The 17,579-nt window shown below is 60.4% G+C and carries 15 protein-coding genes; 13 read left to right on the top strand and 2 right to left on the bottom strand.

Annotated elements, in window-relative coordinates:
* Nucleotides 1-20: 20 nt before the first annotated feature.
* Together KHO07_RS27170 and KHO07_RS27165 are read left to right on the top strand one after the other, a co-directional pair.
* Nucleotides 21-1,031: a class 1 fructose-bisphosphatase gene (locus KHO07_RS27170; RefSeq protein WP_015093094.1), complete on the top strand. Its 1,011-nt coding sequence runs from the start codon at nt 21-23 to the stop codon at nt 1,029-1,031.
* Between the two features lie 3 nt (nt 1,032-1,034).
* Nucleotides 1,035-1,637, top strand: a complete 603-nt coding sequence (locus KHO07_RS27165; RefSeq protein ID WP_150735511.1) for a DUF924 family protein — start codon at nt 1,035-1,037, stop codon at nt 1,635-1,637.
* 116 nt (nt 1,638-1,753) lie between these two features.
* On the opposite strand, the gene KHO07_RS27160 is transcribed toward KHO07_RS27165, so the two are convergent.
* Nucleotides 1,754-3,646 carry a methyl-accepting chemotaxis protein gene (locus KHO07_RS27160; protein WP_212626011.1) on the bottom strand — a complete coding sequence of 631 codons (1,893 nt, stop codon included), beginning with the start codon at nt 3,644-3,646 and terminating at the stop codon, nt 1,754-1,756.
* A gap of 281 nt (nt 3,647-3,927) precedes the next feature.
* Between KHO07_RS27160 and KHO07_RS27155 the strand changes: the two genes are divergently transcribed.
* Together KHO07_RS27155 and KHO07_RS27150 are read left to right on the top strand one after the other, a co-directional pair.
* The gene (locus KHO07_RS27155; RefSeq protein ID WP_056725770.1) at nt 3,928-4,182 is read left to right on the top strand and encodes a hypothetical protein; all 255 of its coding nucleotides are present in this window, start codon (nt 3,928-3,930) and stop codon (nt 4,180-4,182) included.
* Between the two features lie 31 nt (nt 4,183-4,213).
* Nucleotides 4,214-4,783 (top strand): lipocalin family protein, encoded by a 570-nt coding sequence (locus KHO07_RS27150; protein WP_150735513.1) that lies wholly within the window; start codon nt 4,214-4,216, stop codon nt 4,781-4,783.
* A 101-nt stretch (nt 4,784-4,884) separates the two neighbouring features.
* Here KHO07_RS27150 and KHO07_RS27145 read toward each other — a convergent pair whose 3' ends face one another.
* The gene (locus KHO07_RS27145) at nt 4,885-6,249 is read right to left on the bottom strand and encodes a formimidoylglutamate deiminase (protein ID WP_212626010.1); all 1,365 of its coding nucleotides are present in this window, start codon (nt 6,247-6,249) and stop codon (nt 4,885-4,887) included.
* 188 nt (nt 6,250-6,437) lie between these two features.
* Here KHO07_RS27145 and hutC point away from each other — a divergent pair, with 188 nt between their 5' ends.
* The 9 genes from hutC (at nt 6,438) to hutH (KHO07_RS27100) (ending at nt 17,506) form a co-directional block, all read left to right on the top strand.
* The gene (gene hutC, locus KHO07_RS27140; RefSeq protein WP_244858324.1) at nt 6,438-7,106 is read left to right on the top strand and encodes a histidine utilization repressor; all 669 of its coding nucleotides are present in this window, start codon (nt 6,438-6,440) and stop codon (nt 7,104-7,106) included.
* On the top strand, nt 7,103-7,672 hold the full coding sequence (locus tag KHO07_RS27135; RefSeq protein ID WP_212626008.1) for a HutD family protein: 570 nt from the start codon (nt 7,103-7,105) through the stop codon (nt 7,670-7,672). Before hutC ends, KHO07_RS27135 begins: the two co-directional genes overlap by 4 nt.
* 423 nt (nt 7,673-8,095) lie before the next feature.
* Nucleotides 8,096-9,763 carry a urocanate hydratase gene (gene hutU, locus KHO07_RS27130; RefSeq protein WP_150735516.1) on the top strand — a complete coding sequence of 556 codons (1,668 nt, stop codon included), beginning with the start codon at nt 8,096-8,098 and terminating at the stop codon, nt 9,761-9,763.
* A gap of 140 nt (nt 9,764-9,903) precedes the next feature.
* On the top strand, nt 9,904-11,376 hold the full coding sequence (locus KHO07_RS27125; protein ID WP_212626007.1) for a cytosine permease: 1,473 nt from the start codon (nt 9,904-9,906) through the stop codon (nt 11,374-11,376).
* A gap of 69 nt (nt 11,377-11,445) precedes the next feature.
* Complete coding sequence (locus tag KHO07_RS27120; RefSeq protein ID WP_150735518.1) at nt 11,446-12,414, top strand: ABC transporter substrate-binding protein; 969 nt, start codon at nt 11,446-11,448, stop codon at nt 12,412-12,414.
* 70 nt (nt 12,415-12,484) lie between these two features.
* Nucleotides 12,485-13,336, top strand: coding sequence for a proline/glycine betaine ABC transporter permease (locus KHO07_RS27115; RefSeq protein WP_150735519.1), 852 nt, complete (start codon nt 12,485-12,487; stop codon nt 13,334-13,336).
* On the top strand, nt 13,333-14,163 hold the full coding sequence (locus KHO07_RS27110) for a glycine betaine/L-proline ABC transporter ATP-binding protein (protein ID WP_150735520.1): 831 nt from the start codon (nt 13,333-13,335) through the stop codon (nt 14,161-14,163). Before KHO07_RS27115 ends, KHO07_RS27110 begins: the two co-directional genes overlap by 4 nt.
* A 169-nt stretch (nt 14,164-14,332) precedes the next feature.
* Complete coding sequence (gene hutH / locus KHO07_RS27105) at nt 14,333-15,856, top strand: histidine ammonia-lyase (RefSeq protein ID WP_212626006.1); 1,524 nt, start codon at nt 14,333-14,335, stop codon at nt 15,854-15,856.
* Between the two features lie 117 nt (nt 15,857-15,973).
* Nucleotides 15,974-17,506 carry a histidine ammonia-lyase gene (gene hutH, locus KHO07_RS27100; protein WP_212626005.1) on the top strand — a complete coding sequence of 511 codons (1,533 nt, stop codon included), beginning with the start codon at nt 15,974-15,976 and terminating at the stop codon, nt 17,504-17,506.
* The last annotated feature ends 73 nt before the right edge of the window (nt 17,507-17,579 follow it).

The following is a 17,579-nucleotide window of genomic DNA, read 5'->3' as shown; positions in this document are numbered from 1 at the left end:
CCCATTCCTCGGAGCCTTCCATGTCCCGCGTTACCTTGAGTCGCTATTTGATTGAGCAGACCCGTAGCAACAACACTCCTGCCGATCTGCGCTTCCTGATCGAAGTGGTGGCGCGTGCTTGCAAGGAGATCAACCACGCCGTGTCCAAAGGCGCGCTCGGCGGCGTTCTGGGCAGCATGGGCACTGAAAACGTCCAGGGCGAAGTGCAGAAGAAGCTCGACGTGATCTCCAACGAGATCCTGCTCGAAGCCAACGAATGGGGCGGCCACCTGGCCGGCATGGCGTCCGAAGAAATGGACAACGCCTACCAGATCCCGGGCAAATACCCGAAAGGCGCGTACCTGCTGGTTTTCGATCCGCTGGACGGTTCGTCGAACATCGACATCAACGCTCCGGTCGGCACGATCTTCTCGGTTCTGCGTTGCCCGAATGAATACCTGAGCCAGAACGAACCTTTGAATGAAAAGGCCTTCCTGCAGCCAGGCACCCAGCAAGTCGCCGCCGGTTACGCGATCTATGGTCCACAGACCATGCTGATCCTGACCTTGGGCGACGGCGTGAAAGGCTTCACCCTGGACCGTGAAATGGGCAGTTTTGTACTGACCCACGAAAACATCACCATTCCTGAAGCCACCCAGGAATTTGCCATCAACGCGTCCAACCAGCGTCACTGGGAAGCCCCGGTACAGCGCTACGTAGGCGAGCTGTTGGCAGGCGATGAAGGCCCGCTGAAAAAGAACTACAACATGCGTTGGGTTGCCGCGATGGTCGCCGACGTACACCGCATCCTGACCCGTGGCGGTTTGTTCATGTACCCACGCGACAGCCGCGAGCCTTCGAAGCCGGGCAAACTGCGCCTGATGTACGAAGCCAACCCGATGTCGTTCCTCGTGGAACAGGCGGGCGGTGCTTCCACTGACGGTCACCAGCGCATCCTCGACATTCAGCCGGAAGGCCTGCACCAGCGCGTAGCGGTGTTCCTCGGTTCGAAAGAAGAAGTGGCCCGCGTAACGGCTTATCACAAGGAATAAACCATGACTGCGCCCTGGCAGCCGTTGCTCGAATGGTGGTTCGGAACCTCTGAATCAGCAAAGGAAGTGGCGGCGCAAAAGGGCAGGTTGTGGTTCGGCAAGCGTGACAGCCAGGACCTCGAAGCGCGTGAGCGTTTCGGGGACTGGGTCGAGCAGGCACTGGCCGGCGGATTGACCGAGTGGACGCAACGTCCCGAAGGTTGGCTGGCGCTGGTGCTGTTGCTCGATCAACTCCCGCGAATGATCTTTCGCGACTCTCCCAAATCCTTTTCCGGCGATCTCAGGGCTCAGGCACTGGTGGCGCAAGGCATTGCTGCGGATTTCGATCGGCAGTTGCAGCCGATCCAGCGAGTGTTCATTTATCTGGTGCTGGAGCACTGCGAGCACCTGGCGGTGCAGAACGAATGCATCTCGCGGTACATCGAACTGGTGGCACAACAATCGGAAGATGACCGGGCGTTGTTTGCCGATTATCTGGATTACGCCGAGAAGCATCAGAAAGTGATTGCGCAGTTTGGACGGTTTCCCCATCGCAATGCGGTGTTGGGGCGCGAATCTACGGCAGAAGAGTTGGCGTTTCTGTCGAAGCCGGGATCAAGGTTTTAGAATTGTATTGCCGCTGATGCCGCCATCGCTGGCAAGCCAGCTCCTACAGTGATCTGCGGTGCGGCAAAGATCTCTGTAGGAGCTGGCTTGCCAGCAATGAGGCCAGCGAAAGCGCCTTAAATCCTGAAACTACCCACCAATTGCTTCAACCGCGCCGCTTGCTGCTCAAGGTCCGCACACGCGCGCAAGGTCGATTGCAGGTTCTCCACGCCTTCCTGGTTCAGCGTGTTGATTTCGGTGATGTCGACGTTGATCGATTCCACCACGGCCGTTTGCTCTTCGGTGGCGGTCGCTACCGATTGGTTCATGCCGTCGATTTCGCTGATGCGCTGGGTCACGCTGCCCAGGCGTTCGCCGGCCTGGTTGGCGATACCGACGCTGCTTTCGCTCTGGCGCTGACTGTCGGTCATGATGCCCACGGCCGCACGGGCGCCGACTTGCAGCTCTTCGATCATGGTCTGCACTTGCTGTGCGGAGTCCTGGGTGCGATGGGCAAGGTTGCGTACTTCGTCGGCGACCACCGCGAAACCGCGTCCGGCCTCACCGGCTCGTGCCGCTTCGATGGCGGCGTTGAGCGCCAGCAGGTTGGTCTGCTGGGAGATGCTGGTGATCACTTCCAGAATCTGTCCGATGTTGACCGTGTTGCTATTGAGTGTCTCGATGTTGCCGCAGGAATCGCTGATTTTTGCCGAGAGCTGCTGCATCGCCGCGATGGTTTTATCCACCACCTGCTGGCCGTCTTCGGCCAGGCTGCGCGCATCGCTGGAGTGCTGCGAGGCGAGGGCGGCGTTCTGGGCGATTTCCTGGGCGGCGGCACCGAGTTGATTGATCGCCGCGGCCACGCTGCTGGTGCGCGAGGCTTGCTGGTCAGAGTTGTACATCGACGAGTTGGAGGCCGCCACCACACGCAGGGCGACTTCGTTGACCTGGCCGGTGGCCGAGGACACTTCGATGATCGAGGTGTGAATGCGCTCAACGAAGCGGTTGAACGACAGCCCCAGCGCGCCGAATTCGTCGTGACCGTGAATGGTCAGGCGTTTGGTCAGGTCACCTTCGCCTTCGGCGATGTCATGCATGGCGCGGCCCATGGTCAGCAGCGGTTGCATCAACAGGCTGATCAGCATGCCCAGCAGCGCGATGATGATCACCACGGCAATCACCATGGCAATGAATGCCGAGGTGCGGAATTCGCTGAGCATCGAGAACGCGGTGTCCTGGTCGAGTACCAGTGCCACGTACCAATCCGCCGACGGCACACCGTTGACGTGGGTGAAGGAGATGAACTGGCGCTTGCCGTCGATCTCGACTTCTTTCATGCCCGGGCTGACGTTCGGCGCACCGTTGGGGTAAGCCTCGGCCAGGTTCTTGAGCACCAGTTTGTTGTCCGGGTGGATCAGGATCTTGCCATCGGCGCCGACGATGAACGCGTGGCCGTGACCGCCGAAGTTCAGCGAGTTGATGATCGCGCTGACGCTGGACAGGTCGATGTCGGCGCCGGCCACGCCGATCATCTGGCCCTGACGCTGCACCGGTGTGGCCACGGTGATCACCAGTTTGCCGGACGAAGCGGCGATGTACGGCTCGGTGACGATGGTCTGTTGCGCGCTGTTGGCGGCCTTGTACCAGCCACGGGCGCGTGGGTCGTAGTCTGGCGCGCGGTTGCCGGCCGGGACCGAGAACATCACCCCGTCGGCGCCACCGAAGTAACTCAGCTGGAAATTGCCGGTGTAGGCGGGCAGGTCGATGATCCGTTTCAGGCTGGCGGGGGCATTGCCGTCGGCACTCACCTGCTGGGCCATCGATTGCAGCAACTGCATGCGGCTTTCCAGCCAGGTCTGGATGTTGCTTGTGGTCAGGCTGCCGAGTTCCTGCATCGACGCTTCGGTGCTGCTGCGCAAGGTTTGCCGTTGGCGATAGTCGTTGAACAGGATGAAACAAGCGAATGCGACGGCCACCACGAGGGCGGCAGCCAACAAAATCTTGTGGCTGAACTTCATGTTTCGAGTCATTGGATGAGCTACCGCAGGAAATCTGGTCAACAAAGGGGGGGGGCAATGGCCAGCGACGTGGCTTTGCGTTGCATTTGTGTCGACTGGGCGGCGCCAAAGATTAGGCGGATTTGCGCAAATCCGACGAAATACTCGATAGCCATGCAAAGTGGCTGATTTGCCGGATAAAGGCAGACGAGCGGCCTAACAAATAGCCAGCCGGGCAGGGAACCAGATAGGGGTTTTCTCTTCTAAGGTTCTGCTTGGCAGTCATGCCATTCCCCATCGCCCCTGGAGTTCACATGTCGCTGCGATCCATCGCCCTGCTTTCGTTCTGCGTGTTGTTGGCTGCGTGCAGCAAAGTCAATCAGGAAAACTACTCGAAGCTCTCGGCCGGTATGGCCAAGGCCGAAGTGGAAACCTTGTTGGGCAAACCCGCCGATTGCTCTGGCGCGCTCGGCATGTCCAGTTGCACATGGGGTGACAAGAACAGCTTTATCAGCGTGCAGTTCGCCGGTGACAAAGTGTTGATGTTTTCCGGCCAAGGCCTGAAGTAAACCGGGGCGACGTGCCCACGGGAGAAAAACAATGAAGCGGTTATTCATAATGCTTTTTGCCGGCCTGGTATTGGCCGGCTGTGCCAGTTCTGGCCAGGATCCGTTGGCGCCCAAGACTGCCAACAGCGTCAACCTCAAGCGTTACCAAGGCACCTGGTACGAGTTGGCCCGACTGCCGATGTACTTCCAGCGTGACTGCGCGCAATCCGAAGCCCACTACACCCTGTTGCCCGATGGTAACGTCGCGGTGTTGAACCGCTGCCTGACAGCGCAGTGGCAATGGGAAGAGGTCAAGGGCACGGCTTATCCACAGGTGCCGGGTAAAACCGACAAGTTGTGGGTCGAGTTCGACACCTGGTTTTCGAGGCTGATTCCGGGCGTGGCGAAGGGCGAATACTGGGTGCTGTATGTCAGCGATGACTACAAGACCGCCATCGTCGGCGACCCGAGCCGTCGCTACCTCTGGCTGCTGTCTCGCACCCCGACCGTCAACGGGGTGGTGCGTGAAGAATTGCTGAGCAAGGCGCGTCAGCAGGGTTACGACACCACGCGATTGATCTGGCGGGCGTCGGATACGCAGATGGCCAAGACCTCGAACTGATAGCGCATTCTTGTAGGAGCCGGCTTGCTGGCGATTCAGGCACCTCGGTGTGTCAGGCAAATCGCAATCGCCAGCAAGCCGGCTCCTACAAAGGTTGGGCGTTAGCCCAAGAGATCGCGCAGAACTTGAGTGAAGGCGCGATTGCTTTCCTCTTCCCCGGCATGCCGCCCATCACGCACGACCCACTGACCATTCACCCACACATCCCGCACCTGCCGATCGCCCCCGGCAAATAACCAGCGATTCAAGATCCCGTCGCCACTGGCCGTCGCCAGATACGGATCGTTACCGTCCAGCACCAGCCAATCCGCACGCTTGCCCACTTCCAACGCTCCAATCGGCTGGCCCAGCGCCTGCGCGCCGCCATCCAGTGCCGCATCGAACAACGTGCGCCCGACCATCGGCTGATCCGCACCATACAAGCGGTTGCGCCGCTGATCGCGCAGTCGCTGGCCGTATTCCAGCCAACGCAACTCTTCCACCACGCTCAACGAGACATGGCTGTCGGAACCGATGCCCATGCGCCCGCCTTGGGCGAGGAAGTCCACCGCCGGGAAAATCCCGTCGCCGAGGTTGGCTTCGGTGGTCAGGCACAAGCCGGCAATCGCGCGGCTTTTGGCCATCGACGAGACTTCTTCCGGGTTGGCGTGGGTCGCGTGGACCAGGCACCAGCGCTGATCGACGTCGACATTCTCGTATAACCATTGCAACGGACGTCGGCCGCTCCAGCTCAGGCAGTCGTCGACTTCTTTCTGTTGTTCAGCGATGTGGATGTGCACCGGGCACTGCTTGTCGCTGGCGGCCAGCACTTCGCTGATCTGCTGCGGCGTGACCGCGCGTAGCGAGTGGAAACACAAACCCAGCGACTGAGCCTTTTGTTGCGCCAGTATGGGTTGCAAGCGCGATTGCAGCTTGAGGTAGTTTTCGGTGCTGTTGATGAAGCGGCGCTGACCTTCGTTCGGAGTCTGGCCGCCGAAACCGGAATGGCTATACAGCACCGGCAGCAGGGTCAGGCCAATGCCGGTCGAGCTGGCGGCCTCGCTGATACGCAGGGCCAGCTCGGCCGGGTCGGCATAGGGCTGGCCATCGGTGTTGTGGTGTACGTAGTGAAATTCCGCGACCGATGTGTAACCGGCCTTGAGCATTTCGATGTACAGCTGACGGGCGATGACGCCGAGTTGCTCCGGGCTGATTTTTCCGACGAGGCGATACATCAAGTCGCGCCAGGTCCAGAAACTGTCATTCGGATTGCCCGCCACTTCCGCCAGCCCGGCCATGGCCCGCTGGAAGGCGTGGGAGTGCAGATTCGGCATGCCTGGCAGCAGCGGGCCGCTTAACCGTTCAGCGCCTTCTGCGGTGGAATCGGCCTGGATATGGGTCAAAACGCCGTCGGCGCTGACCTCAAGACGTACATTGTTGGCCCATCCACTAGGCAGCAGCGCGCGTTCGGCAAAGAAGGCGGACATGGTTCAGCACCCCATCGTGTGTTATTTGTATATACATATACAGACGTTTGCCTGCTCGGTAAACTCCGGCAATCTAGTAGCCCTCAACAAATGAACAAGGATTAACCGTGCCGACTCCGCCTGCCACATCGCCGCTGAGTGCCAATTTGGGCGACAGTCCGGCGCCCTTGTACGCCCGCGTCAAACAAATGATTACCCAGCAAATCGACAGTGGAAACTGGCCGCCGCATTACCGCGTGCCGTCGGAAAGCGAACTGGTCAGCCAGCTTGGCTTCAGCCGCATGACGATCAACCGCGCCTTGCGCGAGATGACCGCCGACGGTCTGTTGGTGCGCATGCAGGGGGTCGGTACGTTCGTCGCCGAGCCGAAAAGCCAGTCCGCCCTCTTCGAAGTGCACAACATCGCCGACGAAATCGCCTCCCGCGGCCATCGTCACACCTGCAAGGTCATCACCCTGGAAGAAGAGGCCGCCGGTTCAGAGCGCGCCCTGGCCCTGGACATGCGCGAAGGGCAGAAAGTCTTCCACTCGCTGATTGTGCATTTCGAAAACGATATTCCGGTGCAAATCGAAGACCGTTTCGTCAATGCGCTGGTGGCGCCGGACTACCTCAAGCAGGACTTCACCCTGCAGACGCCTTACGCCTACCTCAACCAGGTCGCGCCGCTGACCGAAGGCGAACACGTGGTCGAGGCGATCCTGGCCGAGCCGTCCGAATGCAAATTGCTGCAGATTGAGAAAGGCGAGCCGTGCCTGCTGATTCGACGCCGCACCTGGTCTGGCCGCCAGCCCGTGACCGCCGCTCGATTGATTCACCCCGGTTCCCGTCATCGTCTGGAAGGACGCTTTCATAAATGAGCAGTTTGAAAGTTCTACGCGCCAAAGATTACCCGCGCATGCCGTGGAAAAACGGTGGCGGCAGCACCGAAGAAATCACCCGTGATGTCGGTACCGGCCTGGACGGGTTTGGCTGGCGCTTGTCGATTGCCGATATCGGTGAGTCCGGTGGGTTTTCCACATTTGCCGGTTACCAGCGGATCATCACGGTGTTGCAGGGCGATGGCATGACCTTGTCGGTTGACGGCCACAACACCCGGCCGTTGTTACCGCTGGACCCGTTTGCGTTCAGCGGCGAGAGCAAGGTTTCCTGTACGTTGCTCGGCGGGCCGATCCGCGATTTCAACCTGATCTATGCGCCACAACGCTACGGCGCGCGGTTGCAATGGTTGAGTGGTGAGCAGCGTTTTTTCAGTGAGGCCGGTACTGTGCTGGTATTCAGTGTCAGTGAAGCGCTGGAAGTGAAGGTCGGTAACAGTGCGTCGCAGTTGGGGTGTCATGATTGCCTTCAGCTTGTTGGCAACGTCGGTCTGCTTGAGGTTTCCATTCGCGGCGCCTGCTGCGTGATCGAATTGACAGAGCGCTGAACTACACCCTGTAGGAGCCGGCTTGCTGGCGATAGCGATCGTAAGGACGCTATCGCCAGCAAGCCGGCTCCTACGAAGCTGTTCCCCAAAGCGCACCACATTGTTACCGAACGCCCCAGCGTGGCGCAAAACCCCGCTCAAGTAACAGCCTGCAGCCCCTCCGAAAAATCCCCGCGAAAAATTTCATCTGCGTCAGAACCCTTGTTTCAGGCGCTCTCCCGCCGTTTCCGAATTTTTCTTGAATGCTCATCCAATAAGTTGGCCGCTTGATTGCATATGCTTGTATGTACAAGTAAAGACGTATGCGTATGAGTCACGAAGACTCAACCGTCGTCCACTGATTCGCCGGTGTGCACTGATGCCCATCGGCTTGCTCGCCCACTGCCTGGGTTGGTTTTGGATTGATTGCTGAGGAGTTTTTTCGTGACTAAATTTCGTGACGTTGAAATCCGCGCTGCTCGCGGTAACAAGCTGACTGCCAAGAGCTGGCTGACTGAAGCGCCGCTGCGCATGCTAATGAACAACCTCGACCCGGAAGTCGCCGAGAACCCGAAAGAACTGGTGGTTTACGGTGGTATCGGCCGTGCGGCACGTAACTGGGAATGCTACGACAAGATCGTTGAAAGCCTGACCAACCTGAACGACGACGAGACCCTGCTGGTGCAATCCGGCAAGCCGGTCGGCGTGTTCAAGACCCACAGCAACGCTCCACGCGTGCTGATCGCCAACTCCAACCTGGTACCGCACTGGGCGAGCTGGGAGCATTTCAACGAACTGGACGCCAAAGGCCTGGCCATGTACGGCCAGATGACCGCCGGCAGCTGGATCTACATCGGCAGCCAGGGCATCGTCCAGGGCACCTACGAAACCTTCGTCGAAGCCGGTCGCCAACACTACAACGATGACCTGAAAGGTCGTTGGGTACTGACCGCTGGCCTGGGCGGCATGGGTGGCGCTCAACCGCTGGCCGCCACCCTGGCCGGTGCCTGCTCGCTGAACATCGAATGCCAGCAGGTGAGCATCGATTTCCGCCTGAAAAGCCGCTACGTCGACGAACAAGCCAAAGACCTCGACGACGCACTGGCACGCATCGAAAAATACACCAAGGAAGGCAAGGCGATCTCCATCGCTCTGCTGGGTAACGCGGCAGAAATCCTGCCGGAACTGGTCAAGCGTGGCGTACGCCCGGACATGGTCACCGACCAGACCAGCGCCCACGATCCGCTTAACGGCTACCTGCCAGCCGGCTGGACCTGGGACCAGTACCGCGAGCGCGCCAAGACTGAACCAGCCGCTGTCATCAAAGCCGCCAAGCAATCGATGGCCGTGCACGTTAAAGCGATGCTGGACTTCCAGAAAATGGGCGTGCCGACCTTCGACTACGGCAACAACATCCGTCAGATGGCCCAGGAAGAAGGCGTGGAAAACGCATTCGACTTCCCAGGCTTCGTTCCGGCTTACATCCGTCCGCTGTTCTGCCGCGGCATCGGCCCGTTCCGCTGGGCCGCACTGTCGGGTAACGCTGAAGACATCTACAAGACCGACGCCAAGGTCAAAGAGCTGATCCCGGACGACGCCCACCTGCACAACTGGCTGGACATGGCCCGTGAACGCATCAGCTTCCAGGGTCTGCCGGCACGTATCTGCTGGGTTGGCCTGGGCCTGCGCGCGAAGCTGGGCCTGGCGTTCAACGAAATGGTCCGTAGCGGCGAGTTGTCTGCGCCAATCGTGATCGGTCGCGACCACCTGGACTCCGGTTCGGTATCGAGCCCGAACCGCGAAACCGAATCGATGCAGGACGGTTCCGACGCTGTCTCCGACTGGCCACTGCTCAACGCTTTGCTGAACACCGCGAGCGGCGCGACCTGGGTTTCCCTGCACCACGGCGGCGGCGTCGGCATGGGCTTCTCCCAGCACTCGGGCATGGTGATCGTCTGCGACGGTACTGACGAAGCGGCCGAGCGTATCGCTCGCGTTCTGCACAACGACCCGGCCACCGGCGTTATGCGTCACGCTGACGCGGGTTACCAGATCGCCATCGACTGCGCCAAGGAACAAGGCCTGAACCTGCCGATGATCACTGGCAAGTAATGCTTGCCCTGTAGGAGCCGGCTTGCTGGCGATAGCATCTGTGCGGTGCACCCGTTACACCGCGCCGCATGGATCGCCAGCAAGCCGGCTCCTACAGGGGATCACAGCAACACCGAATAACAATCCACAGAGGTTGAACCATGGCTGTTAACAGCGAGCGTGCAGGCAACAAACCGTTGATCGAGAAACGCTCGATCGACTACATCCCGGAAGCGGAAAGACACGGTCGTCTGTTCAGCCAGTTCACCTTGTGGATGGGTGCAAACCTGCAAATCACCGCGATTGTCACCGGGGCTTTGGCCGTGGTGCTGGGCGGTGATGTGTTCTGGTCGCTGATCGGTCTGCTGATCGGCCAACTGCTTGGCGGTGGTGTGATGGCGCTGCATGCCGCGCAAGGGCCGAAGCTTGGCCTGCCGCAGATGATCTCCAGTCGCGTGCAGTTCGGCGTCTATGGTGCGGCCATCCCGATCGTGCTGGTGTGCCTGATGTACCTGGGCTTTACCGCAACGGGCACGGTACTTTCCGGCCAGGCGCTGGGCCAGTTGTTTGGCGTCAGCGACAGCGTCGGTATCCTCATTTTCGCCAGTGTCATCGTGCTGGTCACGGTGCTCGGCTATCGGGTAATCCATTGGATCGGCCGTGTCGCCAGCGTCGTTGGTGTGATTGCCTTTGTTTTCCTGTTCAGCCGCCTGATGAGTCAGACAGACGTAGGCGCACTCCTGGAAATCCGTCACTTCAGCTGGAGCAGCTTTTTGCTGGCGGTGTCGCTCGCGGCGTCCTGGCAGATCGCGTTCGGCCCCTATGTGGCTGACTACTCACGCTACCTGCCGAGCAATGTTTCCTCGGTGAAAACCTTTTTCGCCGCGGGTGCGGGTTCGGTCATTGGTGCGCAGGTGGCGATGATCCTCGGCGTGTTTGCCGCGGCTTCGGCCAACGGGCAATTCGCTGGCCACGAAGTGGCGTACATCGTGGGTCTGGGTGGTACCGGTGCCACTGCTGCGCTGCTGTACTTCAGCATCGCGTTCGGCAAGGTCACCATCTCCACGCTGAACTCCTACGGCAGCTTCATGTGCATTGCGACCATCATCAGCGGTTTCCGCGGTGACCTGAAAGTCACGCGCTTGCAGCGTCTGGTGTTCGTGCTGGTGATCGTCGGTGCCGCGACCCTGATGGCGTTGCTCGGCCAGCACTCGTTCCTCGGTGCGTTCAAGTCTTTCATCCTGTTCCTGCTGGCGTTCTTCACGCCATGGAGCGCAATCAACCTGGTGGACTACTACTGCATCACCCGCGAGCGTTATGACGTGCCGGCACTGGTCGATCCCAAGGGTCGCTACGGTCGTTGGAACGCGCTCGGTATCAGCGTCTATGTTTTCGGTGTGCTGGTGCAATTGCCGTTCATCTCCACCAAGTTCTACACCGGTCCGCTGGTCGCAGCGCTGGGTGATGTGGATATTTCCTGGATCATCGGTCTGGTGCTGCCCGCTGCCATGTATTACGTATGCGCAAAAAAATGGCATGGCTCAGTACCCGATCACCTGATTCTGCCGGTCGAGCAGGACAGCGTTGTACAAACTAAAACAAGCGGGGCCGGTCGCGCTGCGGCGCAGGCCTGACTGGACGTGGACAGGGCTGGATGCCTCTTGACTGCCGTAAGCCCATTCATGATTAGGAGCGTCACTACAATGAAATCGAACAAGACCCTGCTGACCACTTTGCTTTCCATGGGCCTGTTGGCCAGCGCTGGCGCCACTCAGGCGGCGGGCTGGTGCGAGTCGGGTAAACCGGTGAAATTCGCCGGCCTGAACTGGGAAAGCGCCATGCTCCTGACCGACGTGATGCAAGTCGTGCTGGAGAAAGGTTACGACTGCAAGACCGACAGCCTGCCGGGCAACTCCATCACCATGGAAAACGCCCTGAGCAGCAACGACATTCAAGTGTTCGCCGAAGAGTGGGTGGGTCGCAGCGAAGTCTGGAACAAGGCCGAGAAGGCCGGCAAAGTCGTTGGTGTCGGTGCTCCAGTGGTCGGTGCTGTCGAAGGCTGGTACGTGCCGCGTTATGTGATCGAAGGCGATGCCAAGCGCAAGCTGGAAGCCAAGGCCCCTGACCTGAAAAACATCGCCGACCTGGCCAAGTACTCTGCGGTATTCAAGGACGCCGAAGAGCCATCCAAGGGCCGCTTCTACAACTGCCCGGCCGGTTGGACCTGTGAGCTGGATAACAGCGAAATGCTGAAAAGCTACGGCCTGGAAAGCAGCTACACCAACTTCCGCCCTGGCACCGGCCCTGCGCTGGATGCCGCGGTGCTGTCGAGCTACAAGCGTGGCGAGCCGATCCTCTTCTACTACTGGTCGCCAACCCCGCTGATGGGCCAGATCGACGTAGTGAAACTCGAAGAAAAACCAGGCGTGAACAAGACCGTGACCATCAAGGTCGGCCTGTCCAAGACTTTCCACGAAGAAGCCCCGGAACTGGTGGCGGTGCTGGAAAAGGTCAACGTTCCGATCGACCTGCTGAACCAGAACCTGGGTCGTATGAGCAAGGAACGCATCGAGTCGCCAAAACTGGCCAAGATCTTCCTGAAGGAACATCCTGAAGTCTGGCACGCCTGGGTGAGCGAAGACGCAGCCAAGAAAATCGACGCGGCCTTGTAGGTTGGGCTTCTCCGGCTGTCGACGACGGCAGCCGGATGCTTGATCGCAACCCCTTGATTGAGAGTCTCTTATGTTTCCCGAAAGCTTTACCTTTTCCATCGCCGACTGGGTCAACGGTTGGGTCGATTCGCTGGTCACCAACTACGGCGATGTGTTCCGCAGCATCTCCGATACGCTGCTGTGGGCCATCGTCAATCTCGAAAGCCTGCTGCGTGCCGCGCCCTGGTGGCTGATGCTGGCGATCGTGGGGGGCGTTGCCTGGCACGCAACCCGTAAAGTCGTGACCACCGCCGTCATTGTCGGCTTGCTGTTCCTGGTGGGGGCGGTCGGCCTCTGGGACAAGCTGATGCAGACCTTGGCGCTGATGATGGTGGCGACGGTCATTTCGGTACTCATCGGCATCCCGCTGGGCATTCTTTCGGCGCGCAGCAATCGCCTGCGTTCGGTGCTGATGCCGTTGCTGGACATCATGCAGACCATGCCGAGCTTCGTGTACCTGATCCCGGTATTGATGCTGTTCGGTCTGGGCAAGGTCCCGGCGATTTTCGCCACGGTGATCTACGCCGCGCCGCCGCTGATCCGCCTGACCGATCTGGGCATCCGCCAGGTTGACGGCGAGGTGATGGAAGCGATCAACGCCTTCGGTGCCAACCGTTGGCAGCAACTGTTCGGCGTGCAACTGCCGCTGGCCCTGCCGAGCATCATGGCGGGTATCAACCAGACGACCATGATGGCCCTGTCGATGGTGGTGATTGCGTCGATGATCGGTGCCCGTGGTTTGGGTGAAGACGTGCTGGTGGGGATTCAGACCCTCAACGTCGGACGCGGCCTCGAAGCCGGTCTGGCGATCGTGATTCTGGCTGTAGTGATCGACCGCATTACACAGGCGTACGGTCGTGCACGGCATGAGGTGAGCAAATGAACAACGCAACCGTGAGCAAGATCGAAGTCAAAAACGTCTTCAAGATTTTCGGCAACCGTTCCAAGGATGCGCTGGCGATGGTTGGCCAGGGCAAGACCAAGGAGCAGGTGCTGTCCGAAACCGGCTGCGTGGTCGGCGTCAACGACCTGTCATTGAGCATCGGCAGCGGCGAGATCTTCGTGATCATGGGCCTGTCGGGCTCCGGCAAGTCGACGCTGGTTCGCCACTTCAACCGCCTGATCGACCCGACCAGCGGCGCGATCCTGGTGGACGGCGTGGACATCCTGCAATACGACATGGAAGCCCTGCGCGAATTTCGCCGGCGCAAGATCAGCATGGTGTTCCAGAGCTTCGGCCTGTTGCCGCACAAGAGCGTGCTGGACAACGTTGCCTACGGCCTGAAGGTCCGTGGCGAAAGCAAAGCCCTGTGCAGCGAACGTGCGCTGCACTGGATCAATACCGTGGGCCTCAAGGGCTACGAAAACAAATACCCGCACCAGCTGTCGGGTGGCATGCGTCAACGTGTGGGCCTGGCCCGCGCACTGGCGGCGGACACTGACATCATCCTGATGGACGAAGCCTTCAGCGCCCTCGACCCGCTGATCCGCGCGGAGATGCAGGACCAGTTGCTGGAGCTGCAAAAGACCCTGCACAAGACCATCGTCTTCATCACCCACGACCTCGACGAGGCCGTGCGCATCGGCAACCGCATCGCGATCCTCAAGGACGGCCGCCTGATCCAGGTCGGCACGCCGCGCGAGATCCTGCATTCGCCAGCGGATGAGTATGTTGACCGGTTCGTACAGCGTCGGGCGGCGGTGGTTTAAAGACTGGCAGTGTCTGTGCCGGCCCCATCGCTGGCAAGCCAGCTCCCACAGTGTTCTGTTGTGTGAACGAAATATGCGCAATACGACCACGTCCCTGTGGGAGCTGGCTTGCCAGCGATGAGGTCGGTGAAGCTGCATCAATATTCAGGTTGTAAGCACGAGGTCAAAGATGTCTCAGGCTGAAAAAATCGTTATCACCCAAGCGCAGGTCACCTGGCAGGACGTGGTCGCCGTAGCCCGTCATGGCGCACAGCTTGAGCTGTCGGCACCGATCTGGGCGCGCATCGAAAACGCGCAGGCCATCGTCCAGCGCATCGTCACCAGCGGCGAACGGGCCTACGGCATCAACACCGGCCTGGGAGCGCTGTGCAACGTCTCGCTGCAGGACGAACAACTCAGCCAGTTGTCGCGCAACACTTTGCTCAGCCACGCTTGCGGCGTTGGTGCGCCGCTCAGCAATGAGCAGACCCGGGCGATCATGTGCGCCGCCGTCGTCAACTACAGCCACGGCAAATCCGGCCTGCACCGGCAGGTGGTCGAAGCGCTGTTGGCGCTGCTCAACCGCGGCATCACCCCGCAAGTGCCGTCCCAGGGTTCCGTGGGCTACCTGACCCACATGGCGCACATCGGCATCGCGCTGCTGGGCGTCGGCAATGTCAGCTATCGCGGGCAGATCGTTTCCGCGCAGCAGGCGTTGACCGAAGAAGGGCTGCAGCCAGTCAAGCTGGGCGCGAAGGATGGCTTGTGCCTGGTCAACGGCACCCCGTGCATGACCGGTCTGAGCTGCCTGGCCATTGCTGACGCCGCGCATCTGCTGGAATGGGCCGACGTCATCGGTGCCATGAGCTTCGAAGCGCAGCGCGGACAGATCGACGCGTTCGATGCCGAAATCATCGCGCTCAAGCCGCACCCGGGCATGCAGCAAGTCGGTATCAACCTGCGTGCGTTGCTCGACGGCAGCGAAGTGATCGCTCAAAGCAAAGGCATTCGCACCCAGGATGCATTGAGCATTCGCTCGATTCCTCAAGTGCACGGCGCCGCTCGCGACCAACTGCTGCATGCTACCCGGCAAATTGAAACCGAACTCAACAGCGCCACCGACAACCCGCTGGTGTTGGGTACCGCGCAGAACTACCGCGTGGTTTCCCAGGCCAACCCGCACGGTCAATCCGTGGCGTTGGCGGCGGACCTGCTGGCCATCGCCATGGCGGAAATCGGCTCCATCGCCGAGCGTCGCCTCGACCGCTTGATCAACCCGCACGTCAGCGGTCTGCCAGCGTTCCTGGTGGCCAATCCGGGGGTGAACTCCGGGATGATGATCGTGCAATACGTCGCCGCGTCGCTGTGCGCGGAAAACCGCCAATTGGCGCAACCGGCGGTGCTCGACAACTACGTGACGTCGGGCCTGCAGGAAGATCACTTGAGCCTGGGCACCAACGCCGCGCTGAAGCTGCATCGCGCACTGGAAAACTGCACGCAGATCCTCGCCATCGAGTACTTGCTGGCGGCCCAGGCGTTTGAATTTTTGAAAGAGCAGCGTTTCGGCGCCGGCACCGATGCCGCGTGGCGTCTGCTGCGTGAACGCGTCCCGGCCTACGATCAGGACCGCTGGCTGGCGCCGGACATCGCCGCCGCTGCTGGCGTGTTGAAAGAAGCGAATTTGCTGCACAAGACGTTGCCGAACCTGAACTGATTTCTACATAAGCCAGCGTGCCAAGGCGCCAGCCCCCTCAAAAAGGGGGAAGCGACGGACAACGGAATTATCCGGAGCGTCTGGTAGTTAATAAAAAACTCTCAAAAGGAGAACAAAATGACTGCGCTAAACCTGATTCCCGGCCAACTGACCCTCGCTCAACTGCGTGACGTGTATCAGCAACCGGTGAAGCTGACCCTCGACAACAGCGCCTCCGCCCAGATCGAAGCCAGCGTTGCCTGCGTGGAACAGATCCTCGCCGAGAATCGCACCGCCTACGGCATCAACACCGGTTTCGGCCTGCTGGCCTCGACCCGCATCGCCAGCGAAGACCTGGAAAACCTGCAGCGCTCGCTGGTGCTGTCCCACGCCGCCGGTGTTGGCCAGCCGATCAGCGACGACCTGGTGCGCTTGATCATGGTGCTCAAGGTCAACAGCCTGAGCCGTGGTTTCTCCGGCATCCGTCGCGTGGTCATTGACGCGCTGATCGCCCTGATCAACGCCGAGGTTTACCCGCACATTCCGCTGAAAGGTTCGGTCGGCGCTTCCGGTGACCTGGCGCCTCTGGCCCACATGTCGCTGGTGCTGCTGGGTGAAGGCAAGGCGCGCTACAAGGGTGAGTGGATGGAAGCGACTGAAGCGCTGAAAGTCGCCGGTCTGACCCCGCTGACCCTGGCCGCGAAAGAAGGTTTGGCGCTGCTTAACGGCACGCAAGTATCCACGGCATTTGCCCTGCGTGGCCTGTTCGAAGGCGAAGACTTGTTCGCCGGTGCCTTGGCGCTTGGCGGCCTGACCGTTGAAGCGGTGCTCGGCTCGCGCTCGCCGTTCGATGCGCGCATCCACGCTGCACGCGGCCAGAAAGGCCAGATCGACGCCGCTGCCGCTTATCGCGACCTGTTGGGTGAGCGCAGCGAAGTCTCCGACTCCCATGAGAACTGCGAGAAGGTCCAGGATCCGTACTCCCTGCGTTGCCAGCCACAAGTCATGGGCGCATGCCTGACCCAGTTCCGTCAGGCCGCTGAAGTGCTGGCCGTCGAAGCCAACGCCGTGTCGGATAACCCGCTGGTTTTCGCGGCTGAAGGCGATGTGATTTCCGGTGGCAACTTCCACGCGGAACCCGTGGCCATGGCCGCTGACAACATGGCGCTGGCCATTGCCGAAATCGGCTCCCTGAGCGAGCGCCGGATCTCGTTGATGATGGACAAGCACATGTCGCAACTGCCGCCGTTCCTGGTGGCCAATGGCGGTGTGAACTCCGGCTTCATGATCGCCCAAGTGACCGCAGCGGCGCTGGCCAGCGAGAACAAGGCCTTGTCCCATCCGCATTCGGTCGACAGCCTGCCGACCTCCGCCAACCAGGAAGACCACGTGTCCATGGCCCCGGCGGCTGGCAAGCGTCTGTGGGAAATGGCCGAGAACACTCGCGGGATTCTCGCGGTTGAATGGCTGGCGGCGGTGCAGGGCCTGGACCTGCGTAATGGCCTGAAGACCTCGCCGAAGCTGGAAAAGGCGCGGGGGATTCTGCGTAACGAAGTGCCGTTCTATGAGAAAGACCGGTTCTTTGCGCCGGACATCAATGCGGCGACTGAGCTGCTGGCTTCGCGTTGCTTGAACGAGCTGGTGTCGACGAAGTTGCTGCCTAGCCTGTAAGGGCGCCATCGCCGGCAAGCCGGCTCCTACTGGTTTACGCGATCTGTAGGAGCTGGCTTGCCAGCGATTCGAT

The sequence above is a fragment of the Pseudomonas sp. PP3 genome (assembly GCF_905336995.1).
Lineage (GTDB): Bacteria > Pseudomonadota > Gammaproteobacteria > Pseudomonadales > Pseudomonadaceae > Aquipseudomonas > Aquipseudomonas reinekei.
Note: the sequence above shows the minus strand (reverse complement) of the source record. Positions and strands in the feature narration are given on the sequence as shown.

Excerpts from the sequence above, each read along its gene's own strand:
- KHO07_RS27170 (WP_015093094.1), top strand. The coding sequence starts at position 21 with ATGTCCCGCGTTACCTTGAGTCGCTATTTGATTGAGCAGACCCGTAGC.
- KHO07_RS27165 (WP_150735511.1), top strand. The coding sequence starts at position 1,035 with ATGACTGCGCCCTGGCAGCCGTTGCTCGAATGGTGGTTCGGAACCTCT.
- KHO07_RS27160 (WP_212626011.1), bottom strand. The coding sequence starts at position 3,646 with ATGACTCGAAACATGAAGTTCAGCCACAAGATTTTGTTGGCTGCCGCC.
- KHO07_RS27155 (WP_056725770.1), top strand. The coding sequence starts at position 3,928 with ATGTCGCTGCGATCCATCGCCCTGCTTTCGTTCTGCGTGTTGTTGGCT.
- KHO07_RS27150 (WP_150735513.1), top strand. The coding sequence starts at position 4,214 with ATGAAGCGGTTATTCATAATGCTTTTTGCCGGCCTGGTATTGGCCGGC.
- KHO07_RS27145 (WP_212626010.1), bottom strand. The coding sequence starts at position 6,249 with ATGTCCGCCTTCTTTGCCGAACGCGCGCTGCTGCCTAGTGGATGGGCC.
- hutC (WP_244858324.1), top strand. The coding sequence starts at position 6,438 with ATGATTACCCAGCAAATCGACAGTGGAAACTGGCCGCCGCATTACCGC.
- KHO07_RS27135 (WP_212626008.1), top strand. The coding sequence starts at position 7,103 with ATGAGCAGTTTGAAAGTTCTACGCGCCAAAGATTACCCGCGCATGCCG.
- KHO07_RS27125 (WP_212626007.1), top strand. The coding sequence starts at position 9,904 with ATGGCTGTTAACAGCGAGCGTGCAGGCAACAAACCGTTGATCGAGAAA.
- KHO07_RS27120 (WP_150735518.1), top strand. The coding sequence starts at position 11,446 with ATGAAATCGAACAAGACCCTGCTGACCACTTTGCTTTCCATGGGCCTG.
- KHO07_RS27115 (WP_150735519.1), top strand. The coding sequence starts at position 12,485 with ATGTTTCCCGAAAGCTTTACCTTTTCCATCGCCGACTGGGTCAACGGT.
- KHO07_RS27110 (WP_150735520.1), top strand. The coding sequence starts at position 13,333 with ATGAACAACGCAACCGTGAGCAAGATCGAAGTCAAAAACGTCTTCAAG.
- hutH (WP_212626006.1), top strand. The coding sequence starts at position 14,333 with ATGTCTCAGGCTGAAAAAATCGTTATCACCCAAGCGCAGGTCACCTGG.
- hutH (WP_212626005.1), top strand. The coding sequence starts at position 15,974 with ATGACTGCGCTAAACCTGATTCCCGGCCAACTGACCCTCGCTCAACTG.